The organism is Capnocytophaga sputigena (genome assembly GCF_900446695.1).
GTDB lineage: Bacteria > Bacteroidota > Bacteroidia > Flavobacteriales > Flavobacteriaceae > Capnocytophaga > Capnocytophaga sputigena.
Window position 1 is genome coordinate 587,496 of sequence record NZ_UAVP01000008.1, and the last position, 26,213, is coordinate 613,708.

Below are 26,213 nucleotides of genomic sequence, written 5' to 3' on the forward strand. Positions count from 1 at the left end.
GGCAAATATACAATTATTTTTGTGATTAACAATCTTTTATCGCTTCAAAATACGGCTTCAATCGGTGTTTTCCTACTTTCATTGGGGTTACCGAATCCATTGCCATTACAGTGAAAACAAACTCTATGGTACCATAAGCGCTCTTTGGCATCAAATATTTGCCTATTTTCAAAATAAAACGTCGTAACCAGTCGGGTGAATAGGTTATTTTCACAGGTTTGTGCAGCACTTCAAAAGCTAAGCGGGCAATTTCGGTATGCGTAAAGACCTCAGCACCCCCTACATTCACTTCCTTTTCAGCACTTTCTAATTCTGCCACGCACACTTCAGCTAAATCTTCCCCGTGAATAGGGTTCATTGCGTATTGTCCTTTGCCAAACAAACGCACTTTTCCCCCTTTTGCCATCTTTAAAAAGTTACCCATATCGCTGTAAAAACCGCTGGGTCGCACAATGCAATAGTCTATCCCACTGACTTTAAGAGCATCTACGAAGCGTTCTTTGGCAGCCCCAATGGCGATATGTCGCATCATTTCACCTTTGAATACCGATACGTACACAAATTTCTGCACGCCTTCGCGCAAAGCCTCATCGAGGAGGTTTTTGTTGGCTCCATAATCCACTTGTTCGTAGGTAAGTCCGTCCTTTTGTTGGGTAATCCCTACGGTTGAAATTACTTGGCTCACCCCTTTGCATACGCCTTGTAAGGTTTGAGGTTGGGTTACTTCGGCTTCTACGACTTCCAATAGCGGGTGCGTGAGTAGGGCGGGTGCTATTTTTGCCTTATTGCGCACCACAATACGGGTAGGGTATTCTTTTTTTAGGAGCTCAGCCAGTATATACTGACCTAAATAGCCGGTTGCTCCTGCTAATAATATTTTTTCTGTTTTCATTGGGTTAATCTTCTTCTGCTAAGTCTAAAAAGTCTTCAAAATATTCCTCAAAAGAATCAAACATAGGAGTAGGTTTGTCTATTTCAAATTCCCCTTTATCATTGCAAAATACCTCTGCTTCGAAGACCTTCGCATCTTTTAGGCGTACCCCATTAGAAACTTTATATAAGGTTAGGAACTCGTCCACCTCGTAATGTAGTACGATAAAATCCTCTGAGAGATGTAAGTCCTCTCTTAGTTGTTTAGTTAGTTCCACAACAGGATAAGATATGGAGTCTTTTTCTTTGTAAATACCATTGATATACACATCGCCATAGTTGCAGGAACCACATTCTGAAAGAAAATTTACATATACTTCAGGAAGCAATATGCCCAATTCCTCTTCTATATGCTTAATTTCTTCAGCATTAGCCCCTAGAGAATACTCAAATTCTCCACTCTGTTTTAATCGTTTTAGATAATATCTATCAGCTGATGAATTTATAGATTCAAAAAACGCCTTTAACCGATGTTTGCCTACTTGCATAGGAGCTACAACATCCATGGCCATAATGGTAAGGACAAATTCCATAGCACCATAGATACTTTTAGGGAGGAGGTATTTGCCCATTTTTAGGATCAAACGCCGTACCCAGTCAGGCAAATAAATTATATTGGCAGGTTTATGGAGTACCTCAAAAGCCAAATGAGCCATCTCCGTTTGTGTAAAAATCTCAGCTCCTCCTACATTGACTTCCCGTTCGTAACGCTCCAATTGGGCGACACAGACCTCAGCCAAGTCTTCCCCATGAATGGGATTCATGGTATATTGTCCTTTGCCAAATAGGTGTATTATGTCCTTCTTATCCATTTTGAAAAATAGAGTCATATAACTATAGAAAACGCTGGGGCGTATGATACAATAGTCTAATCCACTAGCCTTAAGAGCATCAACAAAACGTTCTTTAGCGGCTCCAATGGCTATATGTCGCATGGCTTCTCCTTTGAATACGGATACATATATGAACTTACGTACTCCTTCGCGTAAGGCTTCATCAAGTAGGTTCTTGTTGGCTTGGAAGTCTACCTGCTCATAGGTAAGTCCATCTTTTTGGCGGGTAATCCCTACAGTTGAAATCACCTTATGCACCCCTTTACATACTCCTTGTAAGGTTTGGGGTTGGGTTACTTCGGCTTCTACCACTTCCAATAGCGGGTGCGTGAGTAGGGCGGGCGCTACTTTAGCCTTATTGCGCACCACAATACGGGTAGGGTATTCTTTTTTTAGGAGCTCAGCTAATATAAACTGACCCAAATAGCCGGTCGCTCCTGCTAATAATATTTTTTCTGTTTTCATTTGTTAATTAAACAACTTGTGTTTCTTAATTTCTTTTCCTTTTCTCAGCAGATAAGCGTGGTAGCTACTCGGGATATCGTTCTGCCATTTGGGTAGTAACAAAATGATAAGAATGACGTCCAATTGCGAGAAAAGTCCCCAATAGACCGCCAAGAGCAAGGGGAAACCTCCGTAACCAAAGCCTATGAGCGAGATAAAAGCTACTAATAAGCATACGCCCCACAGTTTGGAAAGAAAAGCGTGTGTACAAGTTTCTTTGCCAAATCGCCAAAAACTCACCCCGTAGCAGAGTCCTTCCATTACAAAAAGGGCAATAATTTCATACCGATAGGCAGCTATCAAGGTGGGGTTGAGATGATAACAAGCCACGCCCACAGACAGCCAAAATATCAAATCTGTTTGGCTATCCATTCGCCGCATTGCCACAGTGCAGACCCCCATATAGCGCGCAATAATCCCATCAAAGATATCCGACAATAGCCCTAAAACGATAAAAACTACGATCCATAGCCTTGCGGTGGGTTCTTCTGCCTTATATGCCACCCACAGAATAGTAGGGGCTAACAAAAACCGAAATAATATCAGTAGGTAGGGGGATTTTTTTAATAGTGTTTTCATTATTCAAATACGATTTTTCCTACCAATCTTGCCCCTTCATAGACCTCCATTTCTTCCAGTTCGTCCAAAATATATTGCGGGGCGTGCTCAAATAAAAATCTGACTTTGCATAAAGCACTATACATTCCTTCTTTTATAGGCTCGTCAAAGGTAATTACGATACTCCAATTAGGCTGTTCCAATTGCGCAATATGAGTGGTAGGATAATAGACTTTACATATAGGTGGGTGCTGTCGTCCGCCTTCTTCTTGGGTCAGAAAATGAATAATACCCGCTCTTTCTTTCTTCATAATCACAATATAATTTAACACTACAAAAGTAGTTTATTATTAGATAAAAAAACGCACATAGCTTACTTTAATTCTTTTACTCTAAGAGAATCTATGTATAGTTCAAGTTTCTTACTATTGTAAAAATCTATACATTTCATAGTTGTCAGACATATTTTCTCTCTATTATCATCTGCAAGGTAGGTATTATATTCTTTTTTATGCCATTCCTTTACAAGATTGTCAAAAGATAGGTCATTTTTTAGTAGGTTTGCATCCAATCCTCCGTAAGTAATATAATCCTCCCTACTTCTATCTATGAACAAAGAGTATAAATCGGGGTTTTCTTTTACAATTTGTTCATATTCGTATTCCATACAATTACAAAAAGCAATGTTTTTTAGAATTAATAGCTTGTCATCCTTATTTTTTATCTTTTTCTGTAAAAGCGGGGTGTCATAATAAATATCATCCGTTTTTATTGCTGCTGTGCAATATTTTTCATCACTTGCTTTATATCTCTTCTCTAATACTACACGAACAGAATCTAAGTATTTTTTAAGTGCCTTACTATTGTAGAAATCTAAACACTTCATATAAGTAGGATAGCGTTTAGGACTTCCTTTCTCTTGAAAGGTTTTATAATAGGGTTTACTTAACCAATTTTCAACGAGCTTATCAAGGGTAGGATTTGCTACTATCCACTCTATATCGAGATGCTCACTACACTGAAGATATCCACCTGTAGTAGCATCAGGTATCAATTTGTAAGTATTGGGTTCCTTCTTTTTTATACCGAACACTTCTTGTCCAAAACATTTGCGAAAAGCTACATTTTTAAGCATCAACAAATCATCTTCTAATGTTTTATCTTTCTTCATTGTCAATACTTCATTGTCAATTTCTTCCTCTTGCTTTATTTCCTTTGTTTGAGCAGAAGAGGTTTTGGAGGAAGTTTCCTTTAGCAACTTCCCTTCACTATTTCGTTTATTATTACAACAAAACAAAAAACTCGATAACAATATAAATAAAAAGTATTTCATATAATTTTAATTTGTTTATATCTATTAGTTTATTTTGTATTGCTTGGTAGGTTGAGGGGGGAATGATAGGCACGAGCTGCAAGCTCGCTGAATACCTGCAAGTGAGTATGTGACTCGTGCCAGCGGGGGCACAACTTAAACTGCAACTCACATTAAATGAATGCGCAAATATACTAAAATTTAAATCATTTGAGCTAAATATTTGCTATAAAACAGATAAAAATCTACCTAAGAGATTTAGGACAACGGTATAATTTTTGATAATATTTTACAGATTTTTAATTTTATTTAACTAATGAAAATACTTAAAACACTATTATTTGCTGTCCTATTGACAGTAGTGCCTATTTATGGGCAAGATGCTTCCAAAGCACTAAAAGTAGGCGATAAAGCACCTAATTTTACACTTAAAAATGCTTTAGGCAAAAAAGTAAAACTCTCTGCTTTGTTAAAAAAAGGAAATGTGGTACTTACTTGGTATCGTGGTGGTTGGTGTCCGTACTGCAATCGTGCGTTACAAAGCTGGCAAGAAGCCTTACCCGAACTCAAAGCTCAAGGAGCTACTTTTATAGCTTTAACCCCTGAACTTCCCGATTATAGCTTATCAAACAAAGAAAAACATCACTTGCAATTTGAAGTTCTAACAGACCTTAATAATGAGGTTGCGCGTTCTTATGGATTGGTTTTCACTTTAGATGAAGCTACTGCCACTCGCTATGAGCAAGGTTTTGGTTTATCAGCTTATAATGGCAATCATTTGAACCAACTACCTATGCCTGCTACTTACATTATTGATCAAAAAGGGGTGATACAATATGCTTTTGTCAATCCCGATCACACCCAAAGAGCTAATCCTGAAGAGGTTATTAAAAAGTTAAAGGAAATGAAGTAAACAAAAATCTTCACTCTTTACTAAAAAGCAATCGTCTTTCTTTCACTAATATATATCCCATTAGTAGGGCGAATAAGCCTGTTTGTATCAGTTTGCTATCGGGATGGGTGGCGAAGATTTCGTTGGAAACATTGGCTACCAAATGGAACAATATAGCTATTAGTACATTGCGCCCCGACTTGTAATACAACCAGTTGATGATAAACACAAAGGCAAACAGACTCACAAAAAAGTTAGCCGTATAAATCCACCCTTCCGCTTGTATATTGCTTTGGTAATAATCTTTTACGAAGAACAAAGGCAAATGCCACAACCCCCAATATACGGTAAAGATAACCGATGAGGTAAAAAGCGTCCACCTACTGCGCAAAGCATCAGTGCCGTAAGTATGCCAAGCCAATTCTTCGAACACTGGCGCCAAACAGAGCACAACCCAAGCATTAAAGGGCGCTGAACTGAAACTGGGCTGTCCCGAAATGTAAAACTGGTCGAGGCTATGCCCCAAATCCAGCGAAAGTAGTTGTGCCACCACAATGGAAAGGGGTGGAAACAAGAGTGTAATCCAAAAATAGCGGTTGGTGAGCAAATTTCTGCCTACAAAACGCCCTTTGAGGTCGGATAATAGTTCCTTATTGCGTGTAAAGAGGTAGGTAGCCACTCCCACAGGAGCCAATAAACCTGCCAATTCAAAAAAGCCTGTCCAAAAAGCATTAGGCGCTTTTGGCTGGTGACTCCAATAAGCCACCACAAACCACAATACCCAAGGAATCACAAGGGAAAGGGTAAAAAACAAAATAGGGTGATTATATTTTTTCATTTTATTTAGATAAGAGATAAGAAGTTAAAATTCTATTTTATAACTGATATTAGGAATCACCAAAGTAGCTTTGCGGAGCTCTATCTGTCCGGTTTGGTAATTGTAATTATGGTCGATATAGATAGGCGCCCCGAGTACATTCTTCATTTGGAAAGAGAACACGCTACTGCTCTTGCGGTGGTTGATGCGGTAATTCACAGTAAGGTCGGCGTAGGTAAGAGTGCGGAATTGCTCGCTAAAAGCCCGACTTTCATCGTAAATCACACGTTTTTGGGCTACCGATTGGCTTTCCAAAATCGGACTATAACGCTCGCCTCCGGTTACACTCACACGCGCATTTACATCGAGCACCTTGCGGTTATTGGCAAAATAGAACTCTTTACCAAAGAGGGCATTCAGTACAAAACCTTTGTTATAGCGCGTATTACGCCACACATTATCCCCCGCTTTATATTCGGATTTGAAGATAGACCCCGTGATAAGATAGTAATAATTGTCTCCTAAAAAGCGCTCCAAAGTAAGGTCGATACCGTAATTGCGTCCTTTGGTATTATTCACGAGTGCTTTGTTGAGATACAACGCCCGTCGCAAATTGATAAGCGAATAGCTCGTACCCTCTTCCCCTGGGATATTCCACAGATATTGATAATAGGCTTCGGCTTTGAAACGCAATTTATCGGTAAGCATCCAGTCGTAGCCTAACACAAAATGATGTGCATCGCTCAGCTTCAAATCCTTATTCACAGCTACACCCCCTACTTCTATCATATACACATTCAAATCTTCGGGCTGAGAGTGTTTGCCATAGCCGAAACTCAAACTGTGTTTGTCGGAAAGTTTCCAAGCCAATCCCGCTCTGCTTTCAAGAGAGAGTTCTTTACTCAAACCAAAGTAGTGAGTGCGCAATCCCACATTCGCCAAAAGGGCAGGCGATAACTGGTATTTCAGTTGGGCATAACCTTCGGTAAGATGCGTATTACCAGCCGAATTGACGATACGCGCATAAGTGGAAGGCACATAATCCTGTGCAGCGCTGAGGTTATACTTGTAGAAAAGTTGTTTGCTGGTAACTCCCACCTTTAAAGTAGTCAAGGGAGAAAACTTATGAGTGAGGGAGGTCACCAAAGTGAGCGTTCCATTTTGTTTTTTAAGTCGGCTATCGGGAGTGAACACAGATGCATCATCTGAAAGGTAATCGGTGCTAATACGGTTGTCAGTACCCGAAAAAGCGAGGTGTGATTCTACAAAACTGCGCTCGCCAGCGGTGATTTGGTGACGCAAACCCACAGTACCCACGTAAGTATCCCAATTGTTATTTATGCGGTCAATATCAGTTTTCCAGTCGGCAGGAGCGCTCAAAGCATCTTTATGGGTATTGTCAATCCCCCCGATACCCCAAAGAGAGAACGTACCTGCTTTTTCGGTAGGGAAATTCAATTTAAAAGAAAGGTCTTGGTACTTAATACGCTGACCGGTTTTGTTGATTTTCAAATCACTGAGTAATCCCAAAGTAGAATAGCGATAGTTGAAGAGATAAGAAGAACCTTTGGTGCGTGAAAGCGGACCTTCGGAAGCAAAGTCGAGCCCCAATATGCCCACTTGTGCCGTATGCTCGTAGCGGGAAGTGTTACCAGTGCGCATTTTCACATCAAAAACAGCAGCGAGCGCATTGCCATACTCGGCAGGAAAAGCCCCTGTAAGAAAATCGGAATTGCCAATCACCTGATTGCTAAAAAGCGTCACTAATCCGCCCCCGATGACGTTTCCCCCAGAAAAATGCTGAGGTGAAGGGATTTCCACACCTTCCAATCGCCATTGTACGCCCTGTGGGGCATTCCCGCGCACGACAATAGAGTTGTCCTGTAAGTTACCGGTAGAGACCCCCGCAAAAGCAGAAGCTAAACGCGCAGGGTCACTAAGTCCGCCAGCATAACGCTGTGTTTCCTCTACCGAAAAAGTGCGGGCACTCACGGTAGCCATTGCATTGAGGGCTTTCTCCTTGCGGATACCCGCTACTACTTCCACGCCTTCAAGCTCAGTAGCAGCTTCTTTGAGAGCAATACTAAGCACGACTTCTTTGGCTGAAGTAATGAGCAGTTCGGGAATCACGCGGCTCTCATAGCCTATATAAGAAATTTCCAAACTCACCCTTCCTAAGGGGAGGTTAGCTATCGAAAAATTTCCCGCCTCATCGGTAGTTGTACCGATAACTGGCTGAGAGTTTTGCACCACTATGGTAGCCCCGATGAGAGGTTCGTGAGTGCTTTGGTCATAAATAGTACCCCTAAGTGTTTGGGTAATATCTTGCGAATGTGTTACAAGCGGAAGCACTAAAAAAAGGACGATGTTCAAAAAGGTTTTCATTGCGTAATACTTTTAAAATTCTGGGGCAAAAGTACGGCGCAAAAAGGGGTGCATCGCCCAAGCGTGAGGGAATGGACGCTTTTTTTATTTACCAATATGCTAATTTGGCAATTATTAAATCGGAATATTGTTTTTTCATTTCGTCAGAAAGAAAACTACGTTCAATACACTCTTGCCAAGTGGGAAGTATTTTGGCAAATCGCTGGTAAATAGCAGTTACTGTTTTTTCGTTTATTTGTAAGGACTTTGCTAGGTTATCAAAATCAGTACGTTTGAGGCGATTTTTCTTACCATTGATAGTAAGCGCGCATTCTTCTTCATCTAAAAGTACTAAAAGAGTACTGAGCAAGTCGTAAGCAGGACTGAGTTCGTACTGCCCTAAAGGGTTTTCAATAAGGGCATAGTTTTTTAGATGCATATCGGTATTTCCTGTGAGATAGCAAAAGAACACTAACTCAAAAAGACGTTGCTGTTCGTAGCCTGTGTTAGTGGTAAACTGTCGTACTAACTTGCCTATTTTCTCTACCGAACCTCTGTATTTGTGTTCAGTAAGCGTTTCGGTTAGCTGACAGAAATCTTCTACAGCTATTTTTTGTCCGTTCTGCCTATCAAATCGGCGTGTAATATAAGCTAATTCGCCTGAAGAAAGACGAATAAGTGAATGAGCTGCGGTACGTATCCCTGCTATTTGGGCTAAGTGCATTGTAAGGTCTTCGTTTTCGGGCAAACAAGGATATTGCTCTGAAGGAGGCTTCAGTATATAATCGCCATAAAGACCTACTAATGTAAGGCGTGGGGTTTCATTTCTTGTTTTTTCTAACTGCAAGGACAATTTTGGTTGTACGCCTGTAACAGCTATACTCCTTACAATGATTTCCTTGGCAAGCGTTTCTAATTGTTTATTGTTTAAAGTCAATAGCGGAGGGGTAGCACTTCCAAAAAATTGTTTGCTACAAGCCTTGTGAAAATCAGTTTCATTGGCATTTAATTCTTTATAACAAAATAAACACTTAGGCATTATTTTCTGTTTTTGGTATTACTGATACACATCCTATACAATCTTTGCACATCGCCAAAAGTAGTGCAAATCGGTCGCGAGGATTGAGTTTCCAATTGTCGGTGGCGATTTGCAGTAGCCAGCCTTCGGGTATGAGTCCATCAAAAAAAGGAAAAAGTACCCTACTGTGGTAAGGTGCTGCTTGTAAGGGTAGGGTAAGGCTAATAGGCTTGGCTTGTGGCAGTGCCAAATAATCCTCATCATACACAAAGTGATAGCCTTCCTCGTCTTCACTAAGGAGTCCTGCTAATTGATTTTTGTAATATATAACAGCTTGTTTCATTTCTCAATAAGGGTTATTACCCCTACTTCGGCACCAAAGAGGGCTAATACTTGATTTACTTTATCTAAGCGCAAGGTGCTTTTACCTTGCTCTAATTCGCGTACAAAACGCAAACCTACTCCCGCGCGCATTGCCAATTCGGTTTGTGTGAGTTTTAGCTGTTTGCGCCTTTCCTTTACAAAAGAAGCGATATTCATAATTAACAAATTGACTAATTAGTTTATACCTTTTCGGGCACAAAGATAGGTAAAATTATCAAATATACACCCTTTAGGGTATATTTTTTATAAAAAATCTCTCATCTCATTAAAACACTCTTGTACTTTGTTTTTTATAGTCAAACAAAAATAGATTGCAAATAAATAAGCTTACTTTTAAGGGCGTTTGCAAAACGCCCTTACATAACATACTCTGAAAATAATTAATTCAACTTGCAAGTTGAATTAATTAATATAGACTTCATTTATGCACGCATTGCCAATTCGGTTTGTGTGAGTTTTAGCTGTTTGCGCCTTTCCTTTACAAAAGAAGCGATATTCATAATTAACAAATTGACTAATTAACACATTTGCTAATTAGTTTATACCTTTTCGGGTATAAAAATATATTTTTTAGTGAAAATATACCCGATAGGGTGTTGCTTTACCTATCCCCTACCCCCTAATTTCTTAACCCAAGTTCATTTTTTTTTATCAATTTTGCGCCGTTATTTTGCAGCGTAAAACAAAAACAACTTAAAAAATGCTTAGTATCACATTACTTATGTATAAAATCCAACGGTCAGAATCCCGATTTCATTGCCCTGATTACAGCAGCTACTCAAGCTCCTTCAGTACACAACTCTCAACCTTGGTTTTTTACTATTGAGGAAAACCGCATTGTCATCACCCCCGATTTTACCAAGGCGCTCCCTGCGGTAGACGGCAAAGACCGCGAATTGTTTATGAGTTTGGGCTGTGCGCTCGAAAATCTCTGTATCAAAGCTACCGAATTGCACTACCTCAGCGAAGTACAACTCACCGATGAGGGCATTATTACCGTGCTATTGCAGAAAAAAGAAGATGTTTTGCCAAGTTCTTTGACTGCCGTTATTCCTAAATAACAAACCAACCGCTCGGTTTACGACGACAAGCAAATCGACCCTGATTTGCTCGAAAGTTTGGTGGCAAAAACTATTTCCACTGAAAAAATAGAGGCAAACACAAAACTCTATACTTTTAGCAAGGGCTCTCCGCTCTTTAGTGCTCTCACCGAAGCTGTTATGCAAGGCAATGCCGCACAAATGGGCGAGCCTGCCTTTAAAAACGAACTGCTTTCGTGGATACGATTTAACAAAAAACATTCAGAAAGCACTCACGACGGACTTAGTTATGCTGTACTTGGGGCACCTAACCTCCCTCGCTGGGTTACTGAACCGATTGTAAAAGGGTCGCTAAAGGCTGAAAAACAAAACAAAACAGATTTGAAGAAGATACAGTCGTCATCGGATATGGTACTGATCACTAGCACTGAAGATGATATCCGCACGTGAATAGCCACAGGTAGGCTATTGCAACGCTTTTTGCTGGTACTCATTTGATATATTGAATTGGTTATACTAAAAAATATCTTCATTATTAATTGTTTATTAATAATTATTTTGTACTTTTGTCCTCACAAACATCAAAAAAATTTACTATGAAAAAATTTTTATTTTTAACCTTAGCTGCTACTGTTTTTGCAAGCTGTAGCAAAGACAAAACAGAGGAACCCGTAAACAACGACATTCCTGCTAGCTACTATGAACTTAGTGCTGACGGTTTGACCCTTGTGAAATGGACTAACACTAGTACTACTTCACTAGATATGCAAGCCGATAGCAAACTACAAAAAGTAAATACTATTGGAGCAAATGCTTTTAGAAACACCAAACTACAAAGCATAAACCTGCCTGTTAACCTAAAGGAAATAGGTAATTATGCTTTTATAAGTTCATCTATTCGTACTGTTACTTTTAATAGCGCATCCAATATTACTTTTGGGGAAGCTGCCTTTGAAAATACCGATATAACTTCGATAAAACTCCCCAACACTAAAGAAATAACAAACTCTCTATTTAATGGTTGTTACAAACTAAAAGAAGTGCAGTTTGGCAAGGTAGAAAAAATAGGCGATTATGCATTTTACAATTGTACAGCTCTTACCCAAATTAACTTAGATAACACTGGTGTTACTGAAATAGGGGAATCTGCCTTTGCTTTGTGTGAAAAAGCTGAAAAAGCTATCTTACCTGAAACGATAAGTACAATAGGTGCAAAAGCTTTTTCAGGTTGTTTTGTGTTAAGTAATATTACAGTTAAAGCTTTTTTAGAAGTACCTACTTTGAAAAGAGCTAATGCTTTCATTAGTGGGTCATCAATAAGAAGAAATATTTATGTACCTTCAAGAAGAGTAGACGATTACAAGAATGCTCCTAACTGGAGTACTTGGAAAGATGAAATTACTGCTATTATTGAATAAATTAGCAAATTAGTAATTATAAAAATGAGCCAATGTGCAGGTATGCACATTGGCTCATTTTGTATTGATTTACTTTATCAAAATCTAAGATTTTAATTACGAATGACGAGGAACGAATGACGAGGGGCGAGCTGTATGGGCAAGAAATTTTGGCAAAGTTGATTGCTCTGATAATCATTTACTTTTAGAGTATGTTATGTAGAAAAATATACAAATAGAAAGCTATAGCCATTAGTTTTTTGTTTATAATCGGGATTTGTATTTTTTAAATATATCAGGGTTTTGTATTTCTAATTTTCTGTTTTTGCTCAGCTCTAAAAACTCTTGTTCTTTATCAATACCAACAAATTTTCTACCTTGCAAATTAGCCGCAATACCTGTAGTTGAACTCCCTGTAAAAGGGTCTAATATCCAAGTATTAGGTTGGGTAGAAGCTAAAATAAGTCTTGTAAGTACTGATAAGGGTTTTTGAGTGGGGTGCTTGCCACACGACTTTTCCCAAGGAGCAATAGCGGGGAAACGCCATACATCTTTCATTTGCTTATTGCCATTCAGTTCTTTCATTAGTTCGTAATTGAAGTAATGAGGCGTTTTTTCTTCTTTTCTTGCCCAAACGATGTGCTCAGTAGAGTGGGTAAAATACCTGCAAGAAAAGTTAGGGGGTGGATTGGTTTTCTCCCAAGTGATAATATTGAGTATTTTAAAACCTAATTCTGTAAGTATTTGTCCTACTGAAAAGATGTTATGCATCGTACCACTAATCCAAATAGTAGCCTCTTCTTTCATCACTTCGCGTACTAAAGTAAGCCATTGTCTATTAAAATCATTTACAAAAGCTATTCCTTTTGATTTATCCCAATCTCCTTTATTAACGCTTACAATTTCGCCGTTATTTACAGTAAGTCCTCCATTTGATAAAAAATAAGGGGGATCTGCAAAGACCATATCAAACTTACGATGAAACTGTGGTAACAGTTCCATCGTATCTCCGTGAAGGAGGTAAAATGATTTGTCTTGAGATTTGAAATAGGGGGTAAGCATTATTTCCACAAATCATTATAAGTGTATTCAACTAAGAAATTCCTTCTTTCTTCTATTTCTTTAGAAGACCAATTAATATATTTTTCAAAAATCTCTTTTGTTGAAATAATTGTAGACTCTTCAATAATGATACTTTTCTTTTCTGGATAAGTTATATTGCCTATTTTTGAATTTAAGCCTGCATCTAATAATACTAAATTACCAATATTTGAAATATATTTACCCTCTATAGCTTCCCATTTCCCTACAGATTTTTCAGGATAGATATGCTCAATACTTATATTATGTAGCTCTACATTTTTATTTTGTTTTTTTAGTTCAATTTTTGTTAAAATATAGCTAACCAATTTCTTTTGTTTTGTGTTTTTTGATAAATATTGTAGTTTTGAATCAAAGTTTGCTTCGAATTTCACCTTGTTAGGCAGTTTTTCTTCTAAATTCTTAATGAATTTATCTATAATGAGATGCTTTTCTTGCTTATTAGTAGCATTTAAAAGTTCTCTTGAATATTTGGAATACATCTGGTCTAATCCAGAAGATCTGTTTGAGCAGATTGCGTTGTGAATAAAGTGAAATTTCTCAATAGAATTTAAAGCTTTTGTTATATAATAAAGTGAAATTTTCTTATTTTGATATTCTCTAATAAGAGATATTAACATTGCATTGGCAACATCTATACCAAAGACTTCACTTATTGCATATATAGAAAAGTAAATTGAATATTCATTTTGTCCAGTCCAATCTTCTTTAGAGGGGGTATTAATCTTTCTATATATAAATGAATCATCTAATAATTGTTGTAGAAAGGCTTTGATAGGAATCTTCTCCTTGACTATATTTTTATAAAATTCTTTAAATAATCTTGACTCAGATATTTTTTTAAAACGAGAAGACCAATAATTATTAAAAAATTTAATTGCTTTATCGTTAGTGTTATTTAGTATTTTTTTCCAAGTATCATTAGGTTCATCAATATGAGGTTGTCTAGGATATAAGTGAAATACTTGATTTTTAATTAAATCAACTGCTGTAAGATCTTTTCCTGTAGCATTGAGAGTCATAAATATTGAATAAGCATCAACATTATCACTTGTAGCCACAAAAATCACTTCTAAATTTAAAATTTTATCTCTTAATTCTTTTAATTCTTTTACTTCTTTATCTTTAAAAAGAATATAGAAATAATCATATGCTTTTATTATCTTTTTTTCACCACTTTTAGTTGGTTTTTGTGACTTATTTTTTTCAGAAGGAATATTCTGTACATAACTTTGCAAAATAGGATAAGGCATTTTATTTTCTAGAATAATGTAAGAATTATTATCTACATCTTTAGCAAAAATATATTTGTCATTAATACCTTCTGCTAAATTATTTAATTCTTTTTCAAAAAATAAATCCCTTATAACACATAACATTATTGTAATTGTTGTAATTCTTTGTTGCCCATCAATTACTTTAAACTCATTTCCTCCAAATTTACCTTCGAAAACCATATGCCCAATAAAATAACTTTCATCAGGTCTAACATCTTGCAAATCCTCTAAAAGTTCATTTATTTCATTTTCTTCCCAATCATATTCTCTTTGGAAATCAGGAATAATAAACCTCCCTTTAGACAAGGTATTAGATATTTTTTGACTACGTGCTTCTACTTCCATATAAGATTTTTTTAAAATTTAATACTTTCTTCTTTTTTTACTTTTTCAACAAACTCACTTAAGGTAGTAAGGTTATAAACATTTGGAATAATATTGTAGGCTTCCTCTAATTTGTTTTTTGCTGAAAACCAACCTTGACCATCTGTTATCCAAACAAATTCATAATTCTCATACTGATTGATTTTAGGAGCTACTTCTGAATAAGCTCTTGCAACTTCATTGAGTTTTGATCCTCCTGTATTATAAAAGTTGGTTTCTATTAAATACGTTTTTTTCTTTGTCTTAATAACAAAGTCAAAACGTTTTACATCAACACCAAGACTTTCTATATCAAGAAATAAAGTGCTATTTACTTCTTTTTTATAGTATACCTCTTCTCTATCAAAAAGTAATGATACTGCCTTAGACATATTGTCTCCTCCTCTATTTTTACGAGCATTAGTATCTAAACCGACTTCAATTCCAAAAACATAATCCACTAAATTAGTAATTTCTTTATTTTTGAAAACCTCAACTAATCTAGTTTCGCAAATGTATTCTAAAATACTTTTAGGAGAACTAAAATAATTTTCTAATGAAACTATTTTGCCTGTATTATCCAATGTTTTAGTATTTTTATTACGTACAGCAATTAAAATATCCAACACTTCAAATACTTTTGGATTTTCCTCATAAAGTTCATTTATAGCTTCTTCTAAATTATCTTTTCCTATGAGATAATTTAACTGATTGAGTTTTAAAGCTATTTTTCTCACATTTCCTATTACTTTCTGAAAATCTACAAAATAATCAAGAGTTGCATTGGTTTCACTAAGCTGTGATAAGAATGTTTTAAATTGCTCTTTCATAATTTTTAAATTGGTTGTAATTTGTGATTAATAATTCATTTAATACTCCTCTTTTTTCAGGATTGGCATTGATACTTCTCTTAGCCAATACGCGTTTTATTTCAAAGTCAGCATATAGTTCATCAAAAAAATGATTATTTTCGTCTTTTCCTTTTACATCTGAATTACTGAGTATCCAATAGTGATTCAAGTTGTCTAATTTTTGGCAGAAATCTCTTAATCTAATTTGTTCGCTATCATCAAAATTGTCTTTTGCATAAGCATTGAAGTTAGAGGTCTCGCTCAAAGGTTTGTAAGGAGGGTCAAAATAAAACAAGGTGTTCCCCTCGGCATATTGAATGGTTTGCTCGAAATCTCCACAAATAATTTCCACCTTTTGCAATGCTTTACTTACTGCTAAAATGTTTTCTTTATCGCAAATCATAGGTCGTTTGTAACTCCCTATGGGTACATTGAACTCATTTTTACTATTTACACGATATAAACCATTGAAACAAGTGCGATTTAAGAATATAAATAAGGCTGATTGGTTTAGTTTTTCTTCACTTCTGCTATTAAACAAGGCTCTTTTCTCATAATAGTATGCTTTTTTAGCCTCTTGTTGATCTTCTAAAGCGTGGTATTCTCTTTGTAAATACTCAAGAATGGTTATTAACTGCTCAGGATTTTCGGCAATAGTGGAATATGTATCTATCAAATCTTTGTTGATATCATTGATTATTGCTTTTTTCATATTAGGAAACTCATTGAGTAACCAAAATAGGACAGCTCCACTCCCTACAAAAGGTTCTATATAGGTAAAGCTCTCATTATGAACAAAATTAGGTAAATTATTTTTGATTTGTTCTATGAGCTGTGTTTTACCTCCTGCCCATTTTAAGAAAGGTTTTGCTATGTGATTTGTATTTTTTCTCATTAATTTTTTATCTACGCTTTTGTTTAGTTAAACAACAATTCGCGGTATTTGGTGAGTGTCCAAAGTTCATCGTCTACCATAAGTTCGAGTTTGTCGCAATGGTAGCGTATTATCTCAAAGAAAGGTTTGACCTTATTGCAATAAGCATTGGCTTTGGCTTCAAAGTCGGGAAGGTGATTAGCGTGCTTGCGCGCCTCTACCATTGCCTCTACCTGACTGTGGATCACCTTGATATGCTCGGAAATATGGCGTATGAGCTCTAATTGCTCGGCAGCGACTTCTTGGTAGCTATCGCCAAATATTTCTTTTAAGCCTTTCACGTTTTCAATAAGTGTGTTTTGGTAACGCACGGCTGTAGGCACCACGTGATTACGGGCAATATCGCCTAATACACGCGATTCTATCTGTACGGTTTTCACGTATTCTTCTAAGCCAATTTCATAACGCGCTAAAAGTTCTACTTTGCTCAGCACTCCTGTACTTTCAAACAAAGCCACAGCCTTCTCACTTATGTTTTCTTTCAGCGCCTCAGGAGTCGTTTTATGATTACTCAAACCGCGACGAGCAGCTTCCTCTTCCCATTCTTTGCTATAACCATCGCCCTCAAAGCGTATTTTCTTACTTTCCTTAATATAACGGCGCAATACTTTAAAAATCGCATCTTCTTTCTTCTTGCCCCCTTCTATAAGTGCATCAACTGCTTTTTTAAACTCGGTAAGTTGCTGAGCTACGATGGTGCTCAGTACCATTGTAGGCTTGCCACAGTTGGCTTTAGAGCCCACTGCACGGAATTCGAACTTGTTGCCCGTAAAGGCGAAAGGCGAGGTGCGATTGCGGTCGGTAGTGTCGAGGAAGAGGTCGGGTATTTTGCCTACTACGTTCAGTTTGAGTTCGGTTTTTTCCTCAGGAGATAAGTTATCAGAAGATACTTCTAAGGCATCTAACACTTGGGTAAGCTGTTCGCCTATAAACACCGATACAATGGCAGGTGGGGCTTCGTTAGCACCTAATCGGTAATCATTAGTCGCTGATGCCACTGAGGCTCTTAACAAAGGTTCATATTCGTATACTGCCTTGATAGTGCAGATGAAGAAAGTGAGGAATTGCAGGTTCTTGATAGGCGTTTTGCTGGGTGCTAAGAGGTTTACGCCTGTATCAGTAACTAATGACCAGTTGTTATGTTTGCCCGACCCATTCACCCCTGCAAAGGGTTTTTCGTGGAATAGGATTACAAAGTCGTGGCGCTCGGCTACTTTGCGCATCACGTCCATTAGCAAAGAGTTTTGATCGACAGCAAGGTTGGCTTCTTCAAAGATAGGCGCCAATTCAAACTGGTTAGGAGCGACCTCATTATGGCGCGTTTTCACGGGGATACCGAGCAATAGGCACTCTTGCTCCAAATCGCGCATAAAAGCCAACACACGGCTGGGAATTGCCCCTAAATAATGGTCGTCTAACTGTTGCCCCTTAGCCGCTTGATGCCCTAAGAGGGTTCTGCCGGTAATCATCAAATCGGGGCGGGTATTGGCAAGGGCTTTATCAATGAGGAAGTACTCCTGCTCACAGCCTAAGGTAGTGGTTACTTTGCTCACATTCTTGTCGAAATAACGGGCTACCTCGGTAGCTGCTTGGTCGAGAGCGCTAAGAGCTTTGAGCAGTGGCGTTTTATTGTCTAACGCCTCGCCCGTATAGGCAATGAATATTGTAGGGATACAAAGTACGGTGCCATACACAAAAGGCGGTGAAGAAGGATCCCAAGCGGTATAGCCCCGCGCCTCGAAAGTATTGCGGATACCGCCATTGGGGAAACTGGAAGCATCGGATTCTTGTTGTACGAGCTGTCCGCCCCCGAAGCGTTCGATAGCACGGTCGCGGGTAACGGGCTCAAAGAAAGCGTCGTGTTTTTCGGCAGTGCCCCCTGTAAGAGGTTGGAACCAGTGGGTGTAGTGGGTAGCGCCTTTGGAGATTGCCCAGTCGCGCATAGCGGTCGCCACTTGGTCGGCTACACGGCGGTCTATTTTAGTGCCATTGTGAATAGCGTTCATTACAGCGGCAAAGGCATCGCGGGTCATCAGTTGGCGCATAGCCTCTTCGTTGAATACATTTTGGGCAAACAGTTCGGAGCGTTTGCCATTTTCGGGAACCGCCACCGGTTTGCGGTTTTGTGCGGTAGTAAGAGCGGTAAATCTTAGCATAGGTAACAGGTAATAAATATGTGCTGAAAGGATACCTCAGCTTATTTTAAATTACTATTATTATTTTCTTTCTATAATATTTTTTAGAAATGTATTTACAAATTTGTCACTTGAAAAACAAAGTCTGTCAAATTCCAATTTAATACTTCCTTTTGATAAATTTGAAATATTGTTTTTAGACAAAAAATCTCTATAACTACATAAATTCTCTGTCAATTTAGATAAAGATAGATTATCTATAACTTTTATATTATTATTTATATTTGCTGTAGGTTCTTTCTGATTATTATATTGTAATGAAACTCCATAAATATTAGAAATAGATACATATTTATCTTTAAACCACTGTATAGATTGCATTAGTTGCCCCATTTCCTCTTTTGAAATTATATTTTGAGTCTTTTTTTGAGATTTAGCCTCCATAATTAAAGCCGTTTCATTGTCTAAAATCCATAAATTATCACAACCTTTACCATATTCTTTCTCAGGTCTAGAAGATTCAAAACCTAAAAAATCACCTAATTCTTTCAGCCCTTTCTCAAATTCATCTGCAGGATTTGACTCATTATAAACTAACTTTGGAAGTATTTCATTTAAAGTGGCTATAGCATCGTTAATTGTTAAGAATTTTTGTATAAAAGTCAGGGCTTTTTCAAATTGATTTCCTACTTTGAGTTGTTTTTTGCTATATTCTCTTGCTAGAAAAGGCTCAAACATATAACGTGAATAATCATTGGATTTTATAACCAAGTCATTAGATTTGTTTTTATCTATTCCATAAGTAATATAAGCAGATAGTGTTAAATAAATAGCTCTTTCTTCATCTGTTATTTTTTTATTATTCAGTATGTTATCTACTAAACTAATAGCTTCTTCATATCTGCCTTTATTAAATAGCTGTATAGCATCACGTTCTATTTCTTTTATTTCTAAACTATCCTTTTTGTTTTGTATAGGATTATCTGACTTTTTGCTCATTCCATTCTGATAAAATGTTAGCCAGCTATCATCTTGTGATAAAACCTCATCTGTTATCTCACAGATAGTCTTCACTATATCTTCTTTTTTCACATCAGCTGAGAGTAAATCTATTCCTATTTCAATTTCTTTTTTTGTATGGTTATTTAGATACTTGAAATTATCTTTTTCTCTTAAAAATTTAAGTATATTCCTTCCTAATAAATATACTACTCCAAAATCATTTCCAGAACGGACTATTCTACCCATTCCTTGTTCTATTGTTTGAGCTGTTAAGTTTGAATTTAAAGTGTAGTTAATAGTTTCATAGTATCGCTCTTTTATAAATTTATATTTAGGTACATTGTGTATAATTAAGACATTACAAGCTTTACCTCCTAAATCAATACCTTCATATCTATTTACAACAACTACAAAATTTTTCTTAGTATTCTTCACTCTTTCAAGTTCTTCTTCAATATTTTCCTTAAGGACTTTAGCCCCCAATTGTTCCCATAAATTAGTCTCTCTAAAACTTGGTACTAATACCAAAATATTTTGTTCTTTAGAAAGATGATATTGTATAATCTCTTTCATATCATTGCTATCAAAGTCTTTGCAATATCTTTCGGGAGACAAAACTAATCTTTGTCCGTAATCATTTATGTTTTTGGGTTCAATAGGATTTATAATTGAATCAACTGAGAAATTCAAATCAAACAATAACGAATCATTATTTTCAAAAGTAGCCGATAGAGCATATATATGTTTAGCGTCTTTGTATGTCCTAATACTATCCACAAAACATTTTAAAGGAGTAATTTCTATAGTAGAAGAATTAAAATACAATTCATATTGCTCATAATTACTGAAAAACCAATCTTCTTTGAAAAGCAATATATTCTGATTTTTTGCATAGGGTTTTAAAAGATTTATTACTTCTGTTTTTTTATCTAACCAAGACCAGAATGGTAATTTCATATAGCTATTAGGATTCTGGTCTATAAGACTAAAAGTTCCTTCTGATTGTTTCTTAAATTCATCTGAAAATAGCTGTATTAACTGTTTATATAAATCAATATTTGATGGTATTTTTACTGTAAAAGCATCTTTAACCTTTTCCACACATTTATGAGCATCATCTATTACAATAGAATTAACTATTATCTTATCTCTCTCAAAAATATTTTTACTGTTAAATAATCTTTGAATAGTTGTAATTAGAATAGCCTTATTGTTCAGAAAATCTTCTGGGAATTCATTAGAGTTACTTTCTTCAACAACACAAGTAGGAATGTCATATTTTTTAGATTGTTGATATGCTTGATCTACTAATTGTTTATCAGGGCAAAGGAATATTACTTTTTCTTTTGATTCTAACATCTTAGAATAAAGAATAAGAAGCCCTACAAGAGTCTTACCAGCTCCTGTATTCATCTTTATTAATAGATATTTTTCTCCTTTCCTACTAATGTAATTTTCTAAAACCTCATTTTGTCCATCTCTTAAATATTCTATTCCTTCCTCCTTTTTATTTAAAGAATAAAAAAGCTTATTGGGATCAGTAGGTAAAATGGGTTCATTATTGTTCTGTTCATTTAATTTTTTAAAGAAACTCATATTGTATTTTATGTTTAAATTTATTGAAATGGCACAAAAAGTAAGTCAATTTACTATATATTTTAGTTTTTAGGTAATTTTTGAGAGTTTTCAGCAATTGTTTTCTCATCACGCGCTACTTTGCGTTCTAATTTCTTAATATCTTCGGCGGGAGGTAATTCTTCTGGCTTGATACCACGTTGTCCTAACATTTGTCGGACGGTTTGATTATTTTGAACGTGCTCGTGTGTGATGGCAGATTCGCCGTGCAAATCATTACTTTCCACATTGTAATTGGTCATTTCGGTAGCGAGGTTCTTAGCGGCAATCGTAAGCGTTGGTAAGAAATCTGCCAAAGGTCGGTTGGCTTTTACCCCTAACCGCAGCTTCATATCCTCAGTAGTATATCCGCCAAAAAGAGCGGTATCGCCTTTGGAGCGGATACGCGCAAAGCCTTTATCGTCAACGCCACGCTCATAAATATTCTGTGAGAGTTGCTTTTCGGCACTTCTGAGTTTATCACGTGTTTCTAAACGAGAAAGCAAGTTAAGGCGTTCTTCGATGAGCTCTGCCTTGCGGGTCTGTACGGCAAAATAACTCTGAGCAAAAGCTACTTCCTCCTTTTTAGGATCACCATTCTGAGCAATGAGATAGCAGGCGTAACGAGTAAGCATAAAATCCATTATTTCACGCTTGGAACCACTACCTAATTCAACCATTTTCGTGACCTCACGAAAATGGTCATCTACATTGATTTGTTGCGACTTACACGAAGCTACTGCTCGGTGTATAGCCACCAAAAAGTTTTCCCAACGGGCATAGCCCAATATGGTTTGTAATTCACGGGCAAACCATACTTCTATTTTCTCTTTGGCATCTTCACTCTCTATATGATGTGTAATGCTATCGAATTGGTTTTTGTACTGTAGAATACTATTCTTATCCATAATAGTGCGAGCCACACGGGCAATTTTATTGAAAAGGTTGGGCGAGTAGGGCGAGGTCAGACAAGGCGGACTAGTCAGAGGAGGCGGACACCACCCCCTGAAACCTGATACCTAACACCTGAAACCTAACCCCCTACAACTGCAGGGTAATAGGGGCGTTGTCCTTTGATTTGAGGGTAACGGCTTTGCTGGTTTTCAAAGTGTTTTCGGTTATTTCATCGCCTGAAAGGTTTTTCTTGTTTTGAGTGTAATAAACTACAAAATGATATACTTCACGCTCTTCAAATTTATCTACACTGAGGGTGAAAATTGCTTTCCCTTCATCGTCGGTTGCTGTTGATTTGGCGTGGAAAGTGGGTTTTGAGCCACCTTTGTGTTCCCAAGCCCACTGGTCGTAAGCATAGACTACCCAATTTTTTAGGGGAGTGCCATTGGCATCTTTTAAGTAAACAGTTACATCTACTTTGCCTTCCATTTTCTTAATGTCCTCTTTGCTACAAGCTACGATAGCAAGTGCAATCAATAGTGTTAAAATTGTTCTTTTCATTGTTTTGTTATTTAGTTATTAGGGTTTAAAGGTTGAGTTAGAGGGTAGTGCTGAAGCATTTAGATGACAAAAGTACTAAATTTTTCTTATATTTGCACTTTCAAACTGAAAAAAGAATGAATACGCTCTTTACCATTGGCATCTTTTTGTGTTTTTTCTTGGCGATACTGCTGTTTTCTAAAAAGTCTCAATCCCTACCGGATAAGGTGTTGGGGGTATGGCTTATGTGCATTGGTGTTTACTTGCTGAACTACTATCTGCACTATTTGGGTTATTGGGAGAAATACCCGCATTTGGTAGGAGTTACCCATCCTTTCCCGATGCTTTTTGCGCCTTTTCTGTATTTGTACGTATCGGTGTGTGCGCGTGAAGACCAACGCTTTCATTGGCGCGACACTTTGCACTTCCTGCCCTTTGTAGTAGGCTATATAGCGATGTTCCCCTTTTTATTTGGCTATTCGGCAGAAGAAAAAGCTATAATTGATAGCGCTGATTATCACAGTGGTTATGAGTGGTTTTTTACACTTTCGTTCATTGCCTTTGTGGTAGTGAGTGGGGTATATTTTGTGTTAGCTTATCGGAAAATTAACCACTATGAGCGGGTGATAGGTGAGAATTTTGGCTATAATGAGGGGATTAGCTTGCAGTGGTTGCAGTTGCTATTGTTAGGTTTTGTGGCTATTGTAGCAGTATTGGTAACGGTGTATGTGGTGGAATATTCTTTAGAAATAGACACGGGATTTAATATAGAAATCATAGCCTTTGCGCTGTTTATATTATTTATCTTTGCGATTGGCTTTTGGGGCATACGCTATCAGGGGATTTTTAGTGCGAGTGCTGCAGGGAGGGTGACCAATCTCTCAGACAAGTCGGACGGGGCTGACAAGGTGGAGGAAGTAGAGATTTTTAACAATTTTGAAGAGGAAACCAAAGTGCCTGAGTATCGCAAATCGGGCTTGAAAGCTGAAGAAGCGTCCGAACTACACCAACAGCTTTTGCGACTAATGCAAACTGAAAAACCTTACCTCGAGCCTAAACTCTCCTTAGCACAATTAGCTGAAATATTGGGTGTACTACCTAACCACCTATCACAAATTATCAACCAATACGAGGCAAAGAATTTTTACGATTTTGTGAACAGCTACCGCGTGGAAGAGTTTATCGCTTTGGCTAAAAAAGATACCGATAAGAATTTTAACCTTTTAGGACTTGCTTTTGAGGCGGGGTTTAACTCAAAATCTTCTTTCAATCAGGTTTTTAAGAAATTTAAAGGACAAACCCCAAGTGAATTTTTAAGTTGAGAGGTAAAATTTGCTAATTTGCTAATTATTTTATACTTTTGTCGCTTTCAATTAATTATAAAATATTAGTGAGCTATGAAAATCTTTAACAATCTTCTCGTGAGGGTGATTTGTGGTATCCTCTTAGGGATACTCCTCGGTATCTATGCACCAGAATGGTTATACCGCATACTTCTCACTTTTCAATCATTATTTAGCAATTTCCTCAAGTTTGCTATCCCCTTGATTATGATGGGACTCATTATGCCTTCTATCGCCGATTTAGGCAAGAATGCGGGTAAACTATTGCTCATCACGGTAGGGATTGCCTATGTTTTTACGCTATTTTCAGGTTTTTCTACTTATTTAGTGGGCGAGGCTATCTTCCCTTCACTCTTACAAGGCGAACAACTCGCTTCTCTTGCTGAAAACAGTGTGAAATCTGCTCCTTATTTTACGATTGAAATGCCCCCACTTGCCGATGTGATGAGTGCTTTAGTTTTCTCGTTTATCATAGGGATAGGTTTATCGTTTAGAGAGGAAACTAAACTCACCGATGTGATACGCGAGTTTGGCGATATTATCAAATGGTTGATTATCAAAGCCATTATACCTATACTGCCTTTCTACATCTTGTGTATTTTTGCTGAAATTACTTATAGCGGACAAGTGATGGCTATAATGGAGGTGTTCTTCAAACTCATTGTTATCCTCTTTGTAATGCACATTTGCTTGCTCATCATTCAGTATCTTATTGCAGGGGGTATTTCGGGCAAGAATCCTTTCAAAGCCTTGGGTACAATGCTACCTGCGTATGCCACTGCTTTGGGTACTCAATCCTCAGCAGCTACTATACCTGTAACCTTGCGACAATCGCTAAAATTAGGGATTTCACAACGCATTGCTGGCTTTGTCATTCCGCTTTGTGCTACTATTCACCTATCGGGGAGTACAATGAAAATCACCGCTTGCGCCCTTGCCCTAATGATGATCCAAGGGGTACCTTATGATTTTTCTCTCTTTGCCGGCTTTATACTGATGTTGGGTGTGGTGATGATCGCTGCCCCTGGGGTGCCTGGAGGTGCCATAATGGCGACCTTAGGAGTACTGAACACTATCCTCGGTTTTGACGAGAGTATGCAAGGACTGATGGTCGCTCTCTACATCGCTATGGACAGCTTTGGCACTGCCTGCAACGTTACTGGTGACGGTGCTGTAGCACTCATTGTTGATAAAATTGCGAAGCGAGAGGACTCAGGGGATAGGGGTTAGATAAGAGGTAAGAGATAAGAGATAAAAAAGGGATAGGAATTTGGCGATTTGTTTTTATACAAAAATAAACTTTGTCGTCAAATTCCTATTATTAATTATTACCTTTATTTCTTTTTGTATATTTCTTCAAAAGGAAGCCTAAAACGTTCTCCCCTAATGCCTTGATCTTCACGCAGTCCGCAAGATACGAGCATATTCACCTCTGCTCCATAAGGCAGGTGTAATATCTTTTTTACACGTCGGCTATCAAAGCCTTCTATAGGGCAGGTGTCATAGCCTGCTTCTGCCATTGCCAGCATAAAGGTTTGCGCTACCAATCCGCAACTCTTGTGTACATTCACCCGCATATCACTTTCAGAAACGAGTTGCATCATAGGGCGAAACCAACTGCTAACTACCCCAAAAGTCTTGCGCAAAAGACCCAAAAGACCAAAACACCTGCTAAAGAGAAAAGGCATCAGCTGGTTGTAAAACTTCTCTTGTTCCTTGATGCGCTTGGCTTGTTTCTCTGGCGGACTATTGCGCTGTATATTACCGCGTTCAAATTCTAGAACCTTCTTGGCGTGCAGACGGTGTTTGTCTTGTCGGGCAACGAATACTACCATTTGCTGCGCTGTAGTAGCCGTTTGCTGGTCAAGGCAAGCGTGTCCTAGCTTTTTAAGCAGTTCCTTATCGGTGATGTGATATACCTCATACAACTGCATATTATAGGTGGTAGGCGCCAGAGTAGCCAATTTAAGGCACTCTTGCACCTTCTCTTCACTAATAGGCGTAGGAGCGTAATAACGCACCGCCCTTCTAAAATCTAAAATGTCTTTTAACATATTTATAATTGATATTTGATAATTAATTTACATCACTACACTTTTAGCAAATTAGC

General features: G+C 37.5%; 23 protein-coding genes and 1 pseudogene. 5 read left to right on the top strand and 19 right to left on the bottom strand.

From position 1 onward, the window contains the following. Positions 1-25 precede the first annotated feature (25 nt). The 5 genes from DR017_RS09155 to DR017_RS09175 all read right to left on the bottom strand — a co-directional run bounded on the left by DR017_RS09155 (position 26) and on the right by DR017_RS09175 (position 4,158). Positions 26-892 (bottom strand): NAD(P)H-binding protein, encoded by an 867-nt coding sequence (locus DR017_RS09155; RefSeq protein WP_002679652.1) that lies wholly within the window; start codon positions 890-892, stop codon positions 26-28. A 4-nt stretch (positions 893-896) separates the two neighbouring features. Beyond that, positions 897-2,228 carry an NAD(P)H-binding protein gene (locus DR017_RS09160; RefSeq protein WP_002679744.1) on the bottom strand — a complete coding sequence of 444 codons (1,332 nt, stop codon included), beginning with the start codon at positions 2,226-2,228 and terminating at the stop codon, positions 897-899. A gap of 3 nt (positions 2,229-2,231) precedes the next feature. Continuing rightward, positions 2,232-2,846 carry a CDP-alcohol phosphatidyltransferase family protein gene (locus tag DR017_RS09165; RefSeq protein WP_002679733.1) on the bottom strand — a complete coding sequence of 205 codons (615 nt, stop codon included), beginning with the start codon at positions 2,844-2,846 and terminating at the stop codon, positions 2,232-2,234. Further along, complete coding sequence (locus tag DR017_RS09170; RefSeq protein ID WP_002679648.1) at positions 2,846-3,136, bottom strand: hypothetical protein; 291 nt, start codon at positions 3,134-3,136, stop codon at positions 2,846-2,848. The genes DR017_RS09165 and DR017_RS09170 overlap by 1 nt, the downstream gene beginning before the upstream one ends. A 62-nt stretch (positions 3,137-3,198) precedes the next feature. Beyond that, positions 3,199-4,158, bottom strand: coding sequence for a hypothetical protein (locus DR017_RS09175; protein ID WP_002679759.1), 960 nt, complete (start codon positions 4,156-4,158; stop codon positions 3,199-3,201). Positions 4,159-4,453: 295 nt separating this feature from the next. Between DR017_RS09175 and DR017_RS09180 the strand changes: the two genes are divergently transcribed. Further along, a complete protein-coding gene (locus tag DR017_RS09180; protein WP_002679615.1) occupies positions 4,454-5,050 on the top strand; it encodes a peroxiredoxin-like family protein in 597 nt (198 codons plus the stop codon). Positions 5,051-5,060: 10 nt separating this feature from the next. Here the strand turns inward: DR017_RS09180 and DR017_RS09185 are convergent, their stop codons facing one another. From DR017_RS09185 to DR017_RS09205, 5 genes are all read right to left on the bottom strand, one after another. Further along, complete coding sequence (locus DR017_RS09185; protein WP_002679650.1) at positions 5,061-5,867, bottom strand: CPBP family intramembrane glutamic endopeptidase; 807 nt, start codon at positions 5,865-5,867, stop codon at positions 5,061-5,063. Positions 5,868-5,891: 24 nt separating this feature from the next. After that, on the bottom strand, positions 5,892-8,231 hold the full coding sequence (locus DR017_RS09190) for a TonB-dependent receptor (protein WP_002679547.1): 2,340 nt from the start codon (positions 8,229-8,231) through the stop codon (positions 5,892-5,894). Positions 8,232-8,319: 88 nt separating this feature from the next. After that, positions 8,320-9,249 carry a type II toxin-antitoxin system HipA family toxin gene (locus DR017_RS09195; RefSeq protein WP_002679706.1) on the bottom strand — a complete coding sequence of 310 codons (930 nt, stop codon included), beginning with the start codon at positions 9,247-9,249 and terminating at the stop codon, positions 8,320-8,322. After that, a complete protein-coding gene (locus DR017_RS09200) occupies positions 9,242-9,571 on the bottom strand; it encodes a HipA N-terminal domain-containing protein (RefSeq protein ID WP_002679593.1) in 330 nt (109 codons plus the stop codon). Before DR017_RS09200 ends, DR017_RS09195 begins: the two co-directional genes overlap by 8 nt. Then, a complete protein-coding gene (locus DR017_RS09205; protein ID WP_002679751.1) occupies positions 9,568-9,768 on the bottom strand; it encodes a helix-turn-helix transcriptional regulator in 201 nt (66 codons plus the stop codon). The genes DR017_RS09200 and DR017_RS09205 overlap by 4 nt, the downstream gene beginning before the upstream one ends. A gap of 569 nt (positions 9,769-10,337) precedes the next feature. On the opposite strand from DR017_RS09205, the pseudogene DR017_RS09215 reads away from it, so the two are divergent. Then, positions 10,338-11,099, top strand: a pseudogene (locus DR017_RS09215) (Acg family FMN-binding oxidoreductase); the annotation flags it as partial. Between the two features lie 149 nt (positions 11,100-11,248). After that, positions 11,249-12,070 carry a leucine-rich repeat domain-containing protein gene (locus DR017_RS09220; protein ID WP_002679643.1) on the top strand — a complete coding sequence of 274 codons (822 nt, stop codon included), beginning with the start codon at positions 11,249-11,251 and terminating at the stop codon, positions 12,068-12,070. 243 nt (positions 12,071-12,313) lie between these two features. Here the strand turns inward: DR017_RS09220 and DR017_RS09225 are convergent, their stop codons facing one another. The 8 genes from DR017_RS09225 to DR017_RS09260 all read right to left on the bottom strand — a co-directional run bounded on the left by DR017_RS09225 (position 12,314) and on the right by DR017_RS09260 (position 22,781). Then, positions 12,314-13,111, bottom strand: coding sequence for a DNA-methyltransferase (locus DR017_RS09225; protein WP_002679778.1), 798 nt, complete (start codon positions 13,109-13,111; stop codon positions 12,314-12,316). After that, positions 13,111-14,772 carry a DUF262 domain-containing protein gene (locus DR017_RS09230; protein ID WP_002679641.1) on the bottom strand — a complete coding sequence of 554 codons (1,662 nt, stop codon included), beginning with the start codon at positions 14,770-14,772 and terminating at the stop codon, positions 13,111-13,113. Before DR017_RS09230 ends, DR017_RS09225 begins: the two co-directional genes overlap by 1 nt. 11 nt (positions 14,773-14,783) lie before the next feature. Continuing rightward, a complete protein-coding gene (locus DR017_RS09235) occupies positions 14,784-15,620 on the bottom strand; it encodes a type II restriction endonuclease (protein WP_002679639.1) in 837 nt (278 codons plus the stop codon). Continuing rightward, on the bottom strand, positions 15,604-16,536 hold the full coding sequence (locus tag DR017_RS09240) for a DNA adenine methylase (protein ID WP_002679749.1): 933 nt from the start codon (positions 16,534-16,536) through the stop codon (positions 15,604-15,606). The genes DR017_RS09235 and DR017_RS09240 overlap by 17 nt, the downstream gene beginning before the upstream one ends. Positions 16,537-16,559: 23 nt before the next feature. Beyond that, a complete protein-coding gene (locus DR017_RS09245; protein ID WP_002679566.1) occupies positions 16,560-18,731 on the bottom strand; it encodes a glutamine synthetase III family protein in 2,172 nt (723 codons plus the stop codon). 60 nt (positions 18,732-18,791) lie between these two features. Beyond that, positions 18,792-21,308, bottom strand: a complete 2,517-nt coding sequence (locus DR017_RS09250; RefSeq protein WP_002679698.1) for a DEAD/DEAH box helicase family protein — start codon at positions 21,306-21,308, stop codon at positions 18,792-18,794. 62 nt (positions 21,309-21,370) lie between these two features. Then, entirely contained in the window at positions 21,371-22,234 is an 864-nt protein-coding gene (gene dinD / locus DR017_RS09255) for a DNA damage-inducible protein D (protein WP_040361282.1), read from the bottom strand. Between the two features lie 133 nt (positions 22,235-22,367). Next, positions 22,368-22,781 (bottom strand): hypothetical protein, encoded by a 414-nt coding sequence (locus DR017_RS09260; RefSeq protein ID WP_002679768.1) that lies wholly within the window; start codon positions 22,779-22,781, stop codon positions 22,368-22,370. A 116-nt stretch (positions 22,782-22,897) separates the two neighbouring features. Here DR017_RS09260 and DR017_RS09265 point away from each other — a divergent pair, with 116 nt between their 5' ends. Together DR017_RS09265 and DR017_RS09270 are read left to right on the top strand one after the other, a co-directional pair. Beyond that, positions 22,898-24,082: an AraC family transcriptional regulator gene (locus DR017_RS09265; RefSeq protein ID WP_040361280.1), complete on the top strand. Its 1,185-nt coding sequence runs from the start codon at positions 22,898-22,900 to the stop codon at positions 24,080-24,082. 75 nt (positions 24,083-24,157) lie between these two features. Next, a complete protein-coding gene (locus tag DR017_RS09270) occupies positions 24,158-25,333 on the top strand; it encodes a dicarboxylate/amino acid:cation symporter (protein ID WP_002679801.1) in 1,176 nt (391 codons plus the stop codon). Between the two features lie 104 nt (positions 25,334-25,437). Here DR017_RS09270 and DR017_RS09275 read toward each other — a convergent pair whose 3' ends face one another. Continuing rightward, complete coding sequence (locus tag DR017_RS09275) at positions 25,438-26,157, bottom strand: nitroreductase family protein (protein WP_002679710.1); 720 nt, start codon at positions 26,155-26,157, stop codon at positions 25,438-25,440. Positions 26,158-26,213: the final 56 nt, after the last annotated feature.

Bases quoted from the DNA above. Each gene is read 5' to 3' on its own strand.
- DR017_RS09275 (WP_002679710.1), bottom strand. From the start codon at position 26,157: ATGTTAAAAGACATTTTAGATTTTAGAAGGGCGGTGCGTTATTACGCT.
- DR017_RS09260 (WP_002679768.1), bottom strand. From the start codon at position 22,781: ATGAAAAGAACAATTTTAACACTATTGATTGCACTTGCTATCGTAGCT.
- DR017_RS09220 (WP_002679643.1), top strand. From the start codon at position 11,249: ATGAAAAAATTTTTATTTTTAACCTTAGCTGCTACTGTTTTTGCAAGC.
- DR017_RS09205 (WP_002679751.1), bottom strand. From the start codon at position 9,768: ATGAATATCGCTTCTTTTGTAAAGGAAAGGCGCAAACAGCTAAAACTC.
- DR017_RS09185 (WP_002679650.1), bottom strand. From the start codon at position 5,867: ATGAAAAAATATAATCACCCTATTTTGTTTTTTACCCTTTCCCTTGTG.
- DR017_RS09170 (WP_002679648.1), bottom strand. From the start codon at position 3,136: ATGAAGAAAGAAAGAGCGGGTATTATTCATTTTCTGACCCAAGAAGAA.
- DR017_RS09265 (WP_040361280.1), top strand. From the start codon at position 22,898: ATGAATACGCTCTTTACCATTGGCATCTTTTTGTGTTTTTTCTTGGCG.
- DR017_RS09175 (WP_002679759.1), bottom strand. From the start codon at position 4,158: ATGAAATACTTTTTATTTATATTGTTATCGAGTTTTTTGTTTTGTTGT.
- DR017_RS09225 (WP_002679778.1), bottom strand. From the start codon at position 13,111: ATGCTTACCCCCTATTTCAAATCTCAAGACAAATCATTTTACCTCCTT.
- DR017_RS09165 (WP_002679733.1), bottom strand. From the start codon at position 2,846: ATGAAAACACTATTAAAAAAATCCCCCTACCTACTGATATTATTTCGG.
- DR017_RS09240 (WP_002679749.1), bottom strand. From the start codon at position 16,536: ATGAGAAAAAATACAAATCACATAGCAAAACCTTTCTTAAAATGGGCA.
- DR017_RS09200 (WP_002679593.1), bottom strand. From the start codon at position 9,571: ATGAAACAAGCTGTTATATATTACAAAAATCAATTAGCAGGACTCCTT.
- DR017_RS09270 (WP_002679801.1), top strand. From the start codon at position 24,158: ATGAAAATCTTTAACAATCTTCTCGTGAGGGTGATTTGTGGTATCCTC.
- DR017_RS09195 (WP_002679706.1), bottom strand. From the start codon at position 9,249: ATGCCTAAGTGTTTATTTTGTTATAAAGAATTAAATGCCAATGAAACT.
- DR017_RS09250 (WP_002679698.1), bottom strand. From the start codon at position 21,308: ATGAGTTTCTTTAAAAAATTAAATGAACAGAACAATAATGAACCCATT.
- DR017_RS09180 (WP_002679615.1), top strand. From the start codon at position 4,454: ATGAAAATACTTAAAACACTATTATTTGCTGTCCTATTGACAGTAGTG.
- DR017_RS09235 (WP_002679639.1), bottom strand. From the start codon at position 15,620: ATGAAAGAGCAATTTAAAACATTCTTATCACAGCTTAGTGAAACCAAT.
- DR017_RS09190 (WP_002679547.1), bottom strand. From the start codon at position 8,231: ATGAAAACCTTTTTGAACATCGTCCTTTTTTTAGTGCTTCCGCTTGTA.
- DR017_RS09230 (WP_002679641.1), bottom strand. From the start codon at position 14,772: ATGGAAGTAGAAGCACGTAGTCAAAAAATATCTAATACCTTGTCTAAA.
- dinD (WP_040361282.1), bottom strand. From the start codon at position 22,234: ATGGATAAGAATAGTATTCTACAGTACAAAAACCAATTCGATAGCATT.
- DR017_RS09155 (WP_002679652.1), bottom strand. From the start codon at position 892: ATGAAAACAGAAAAAATATTATTAGCAGGAGCAACCGGCTATTTAGGT.
- DR017_RS09160 (WP_002679744.1), bottom strand. From the start codon at position 2,228: ATGAAAACAGAAAAAATATTATTAGCAGGAGCGACCGGCTATTTGGGT.
- DR017_RS09245 (WP_002679566.1), bottom strand. From the start codon at position 18,731: ATGCTAAGATTTACCGCTCTTACTACCGCACAAAACCGCAAACCGGTG.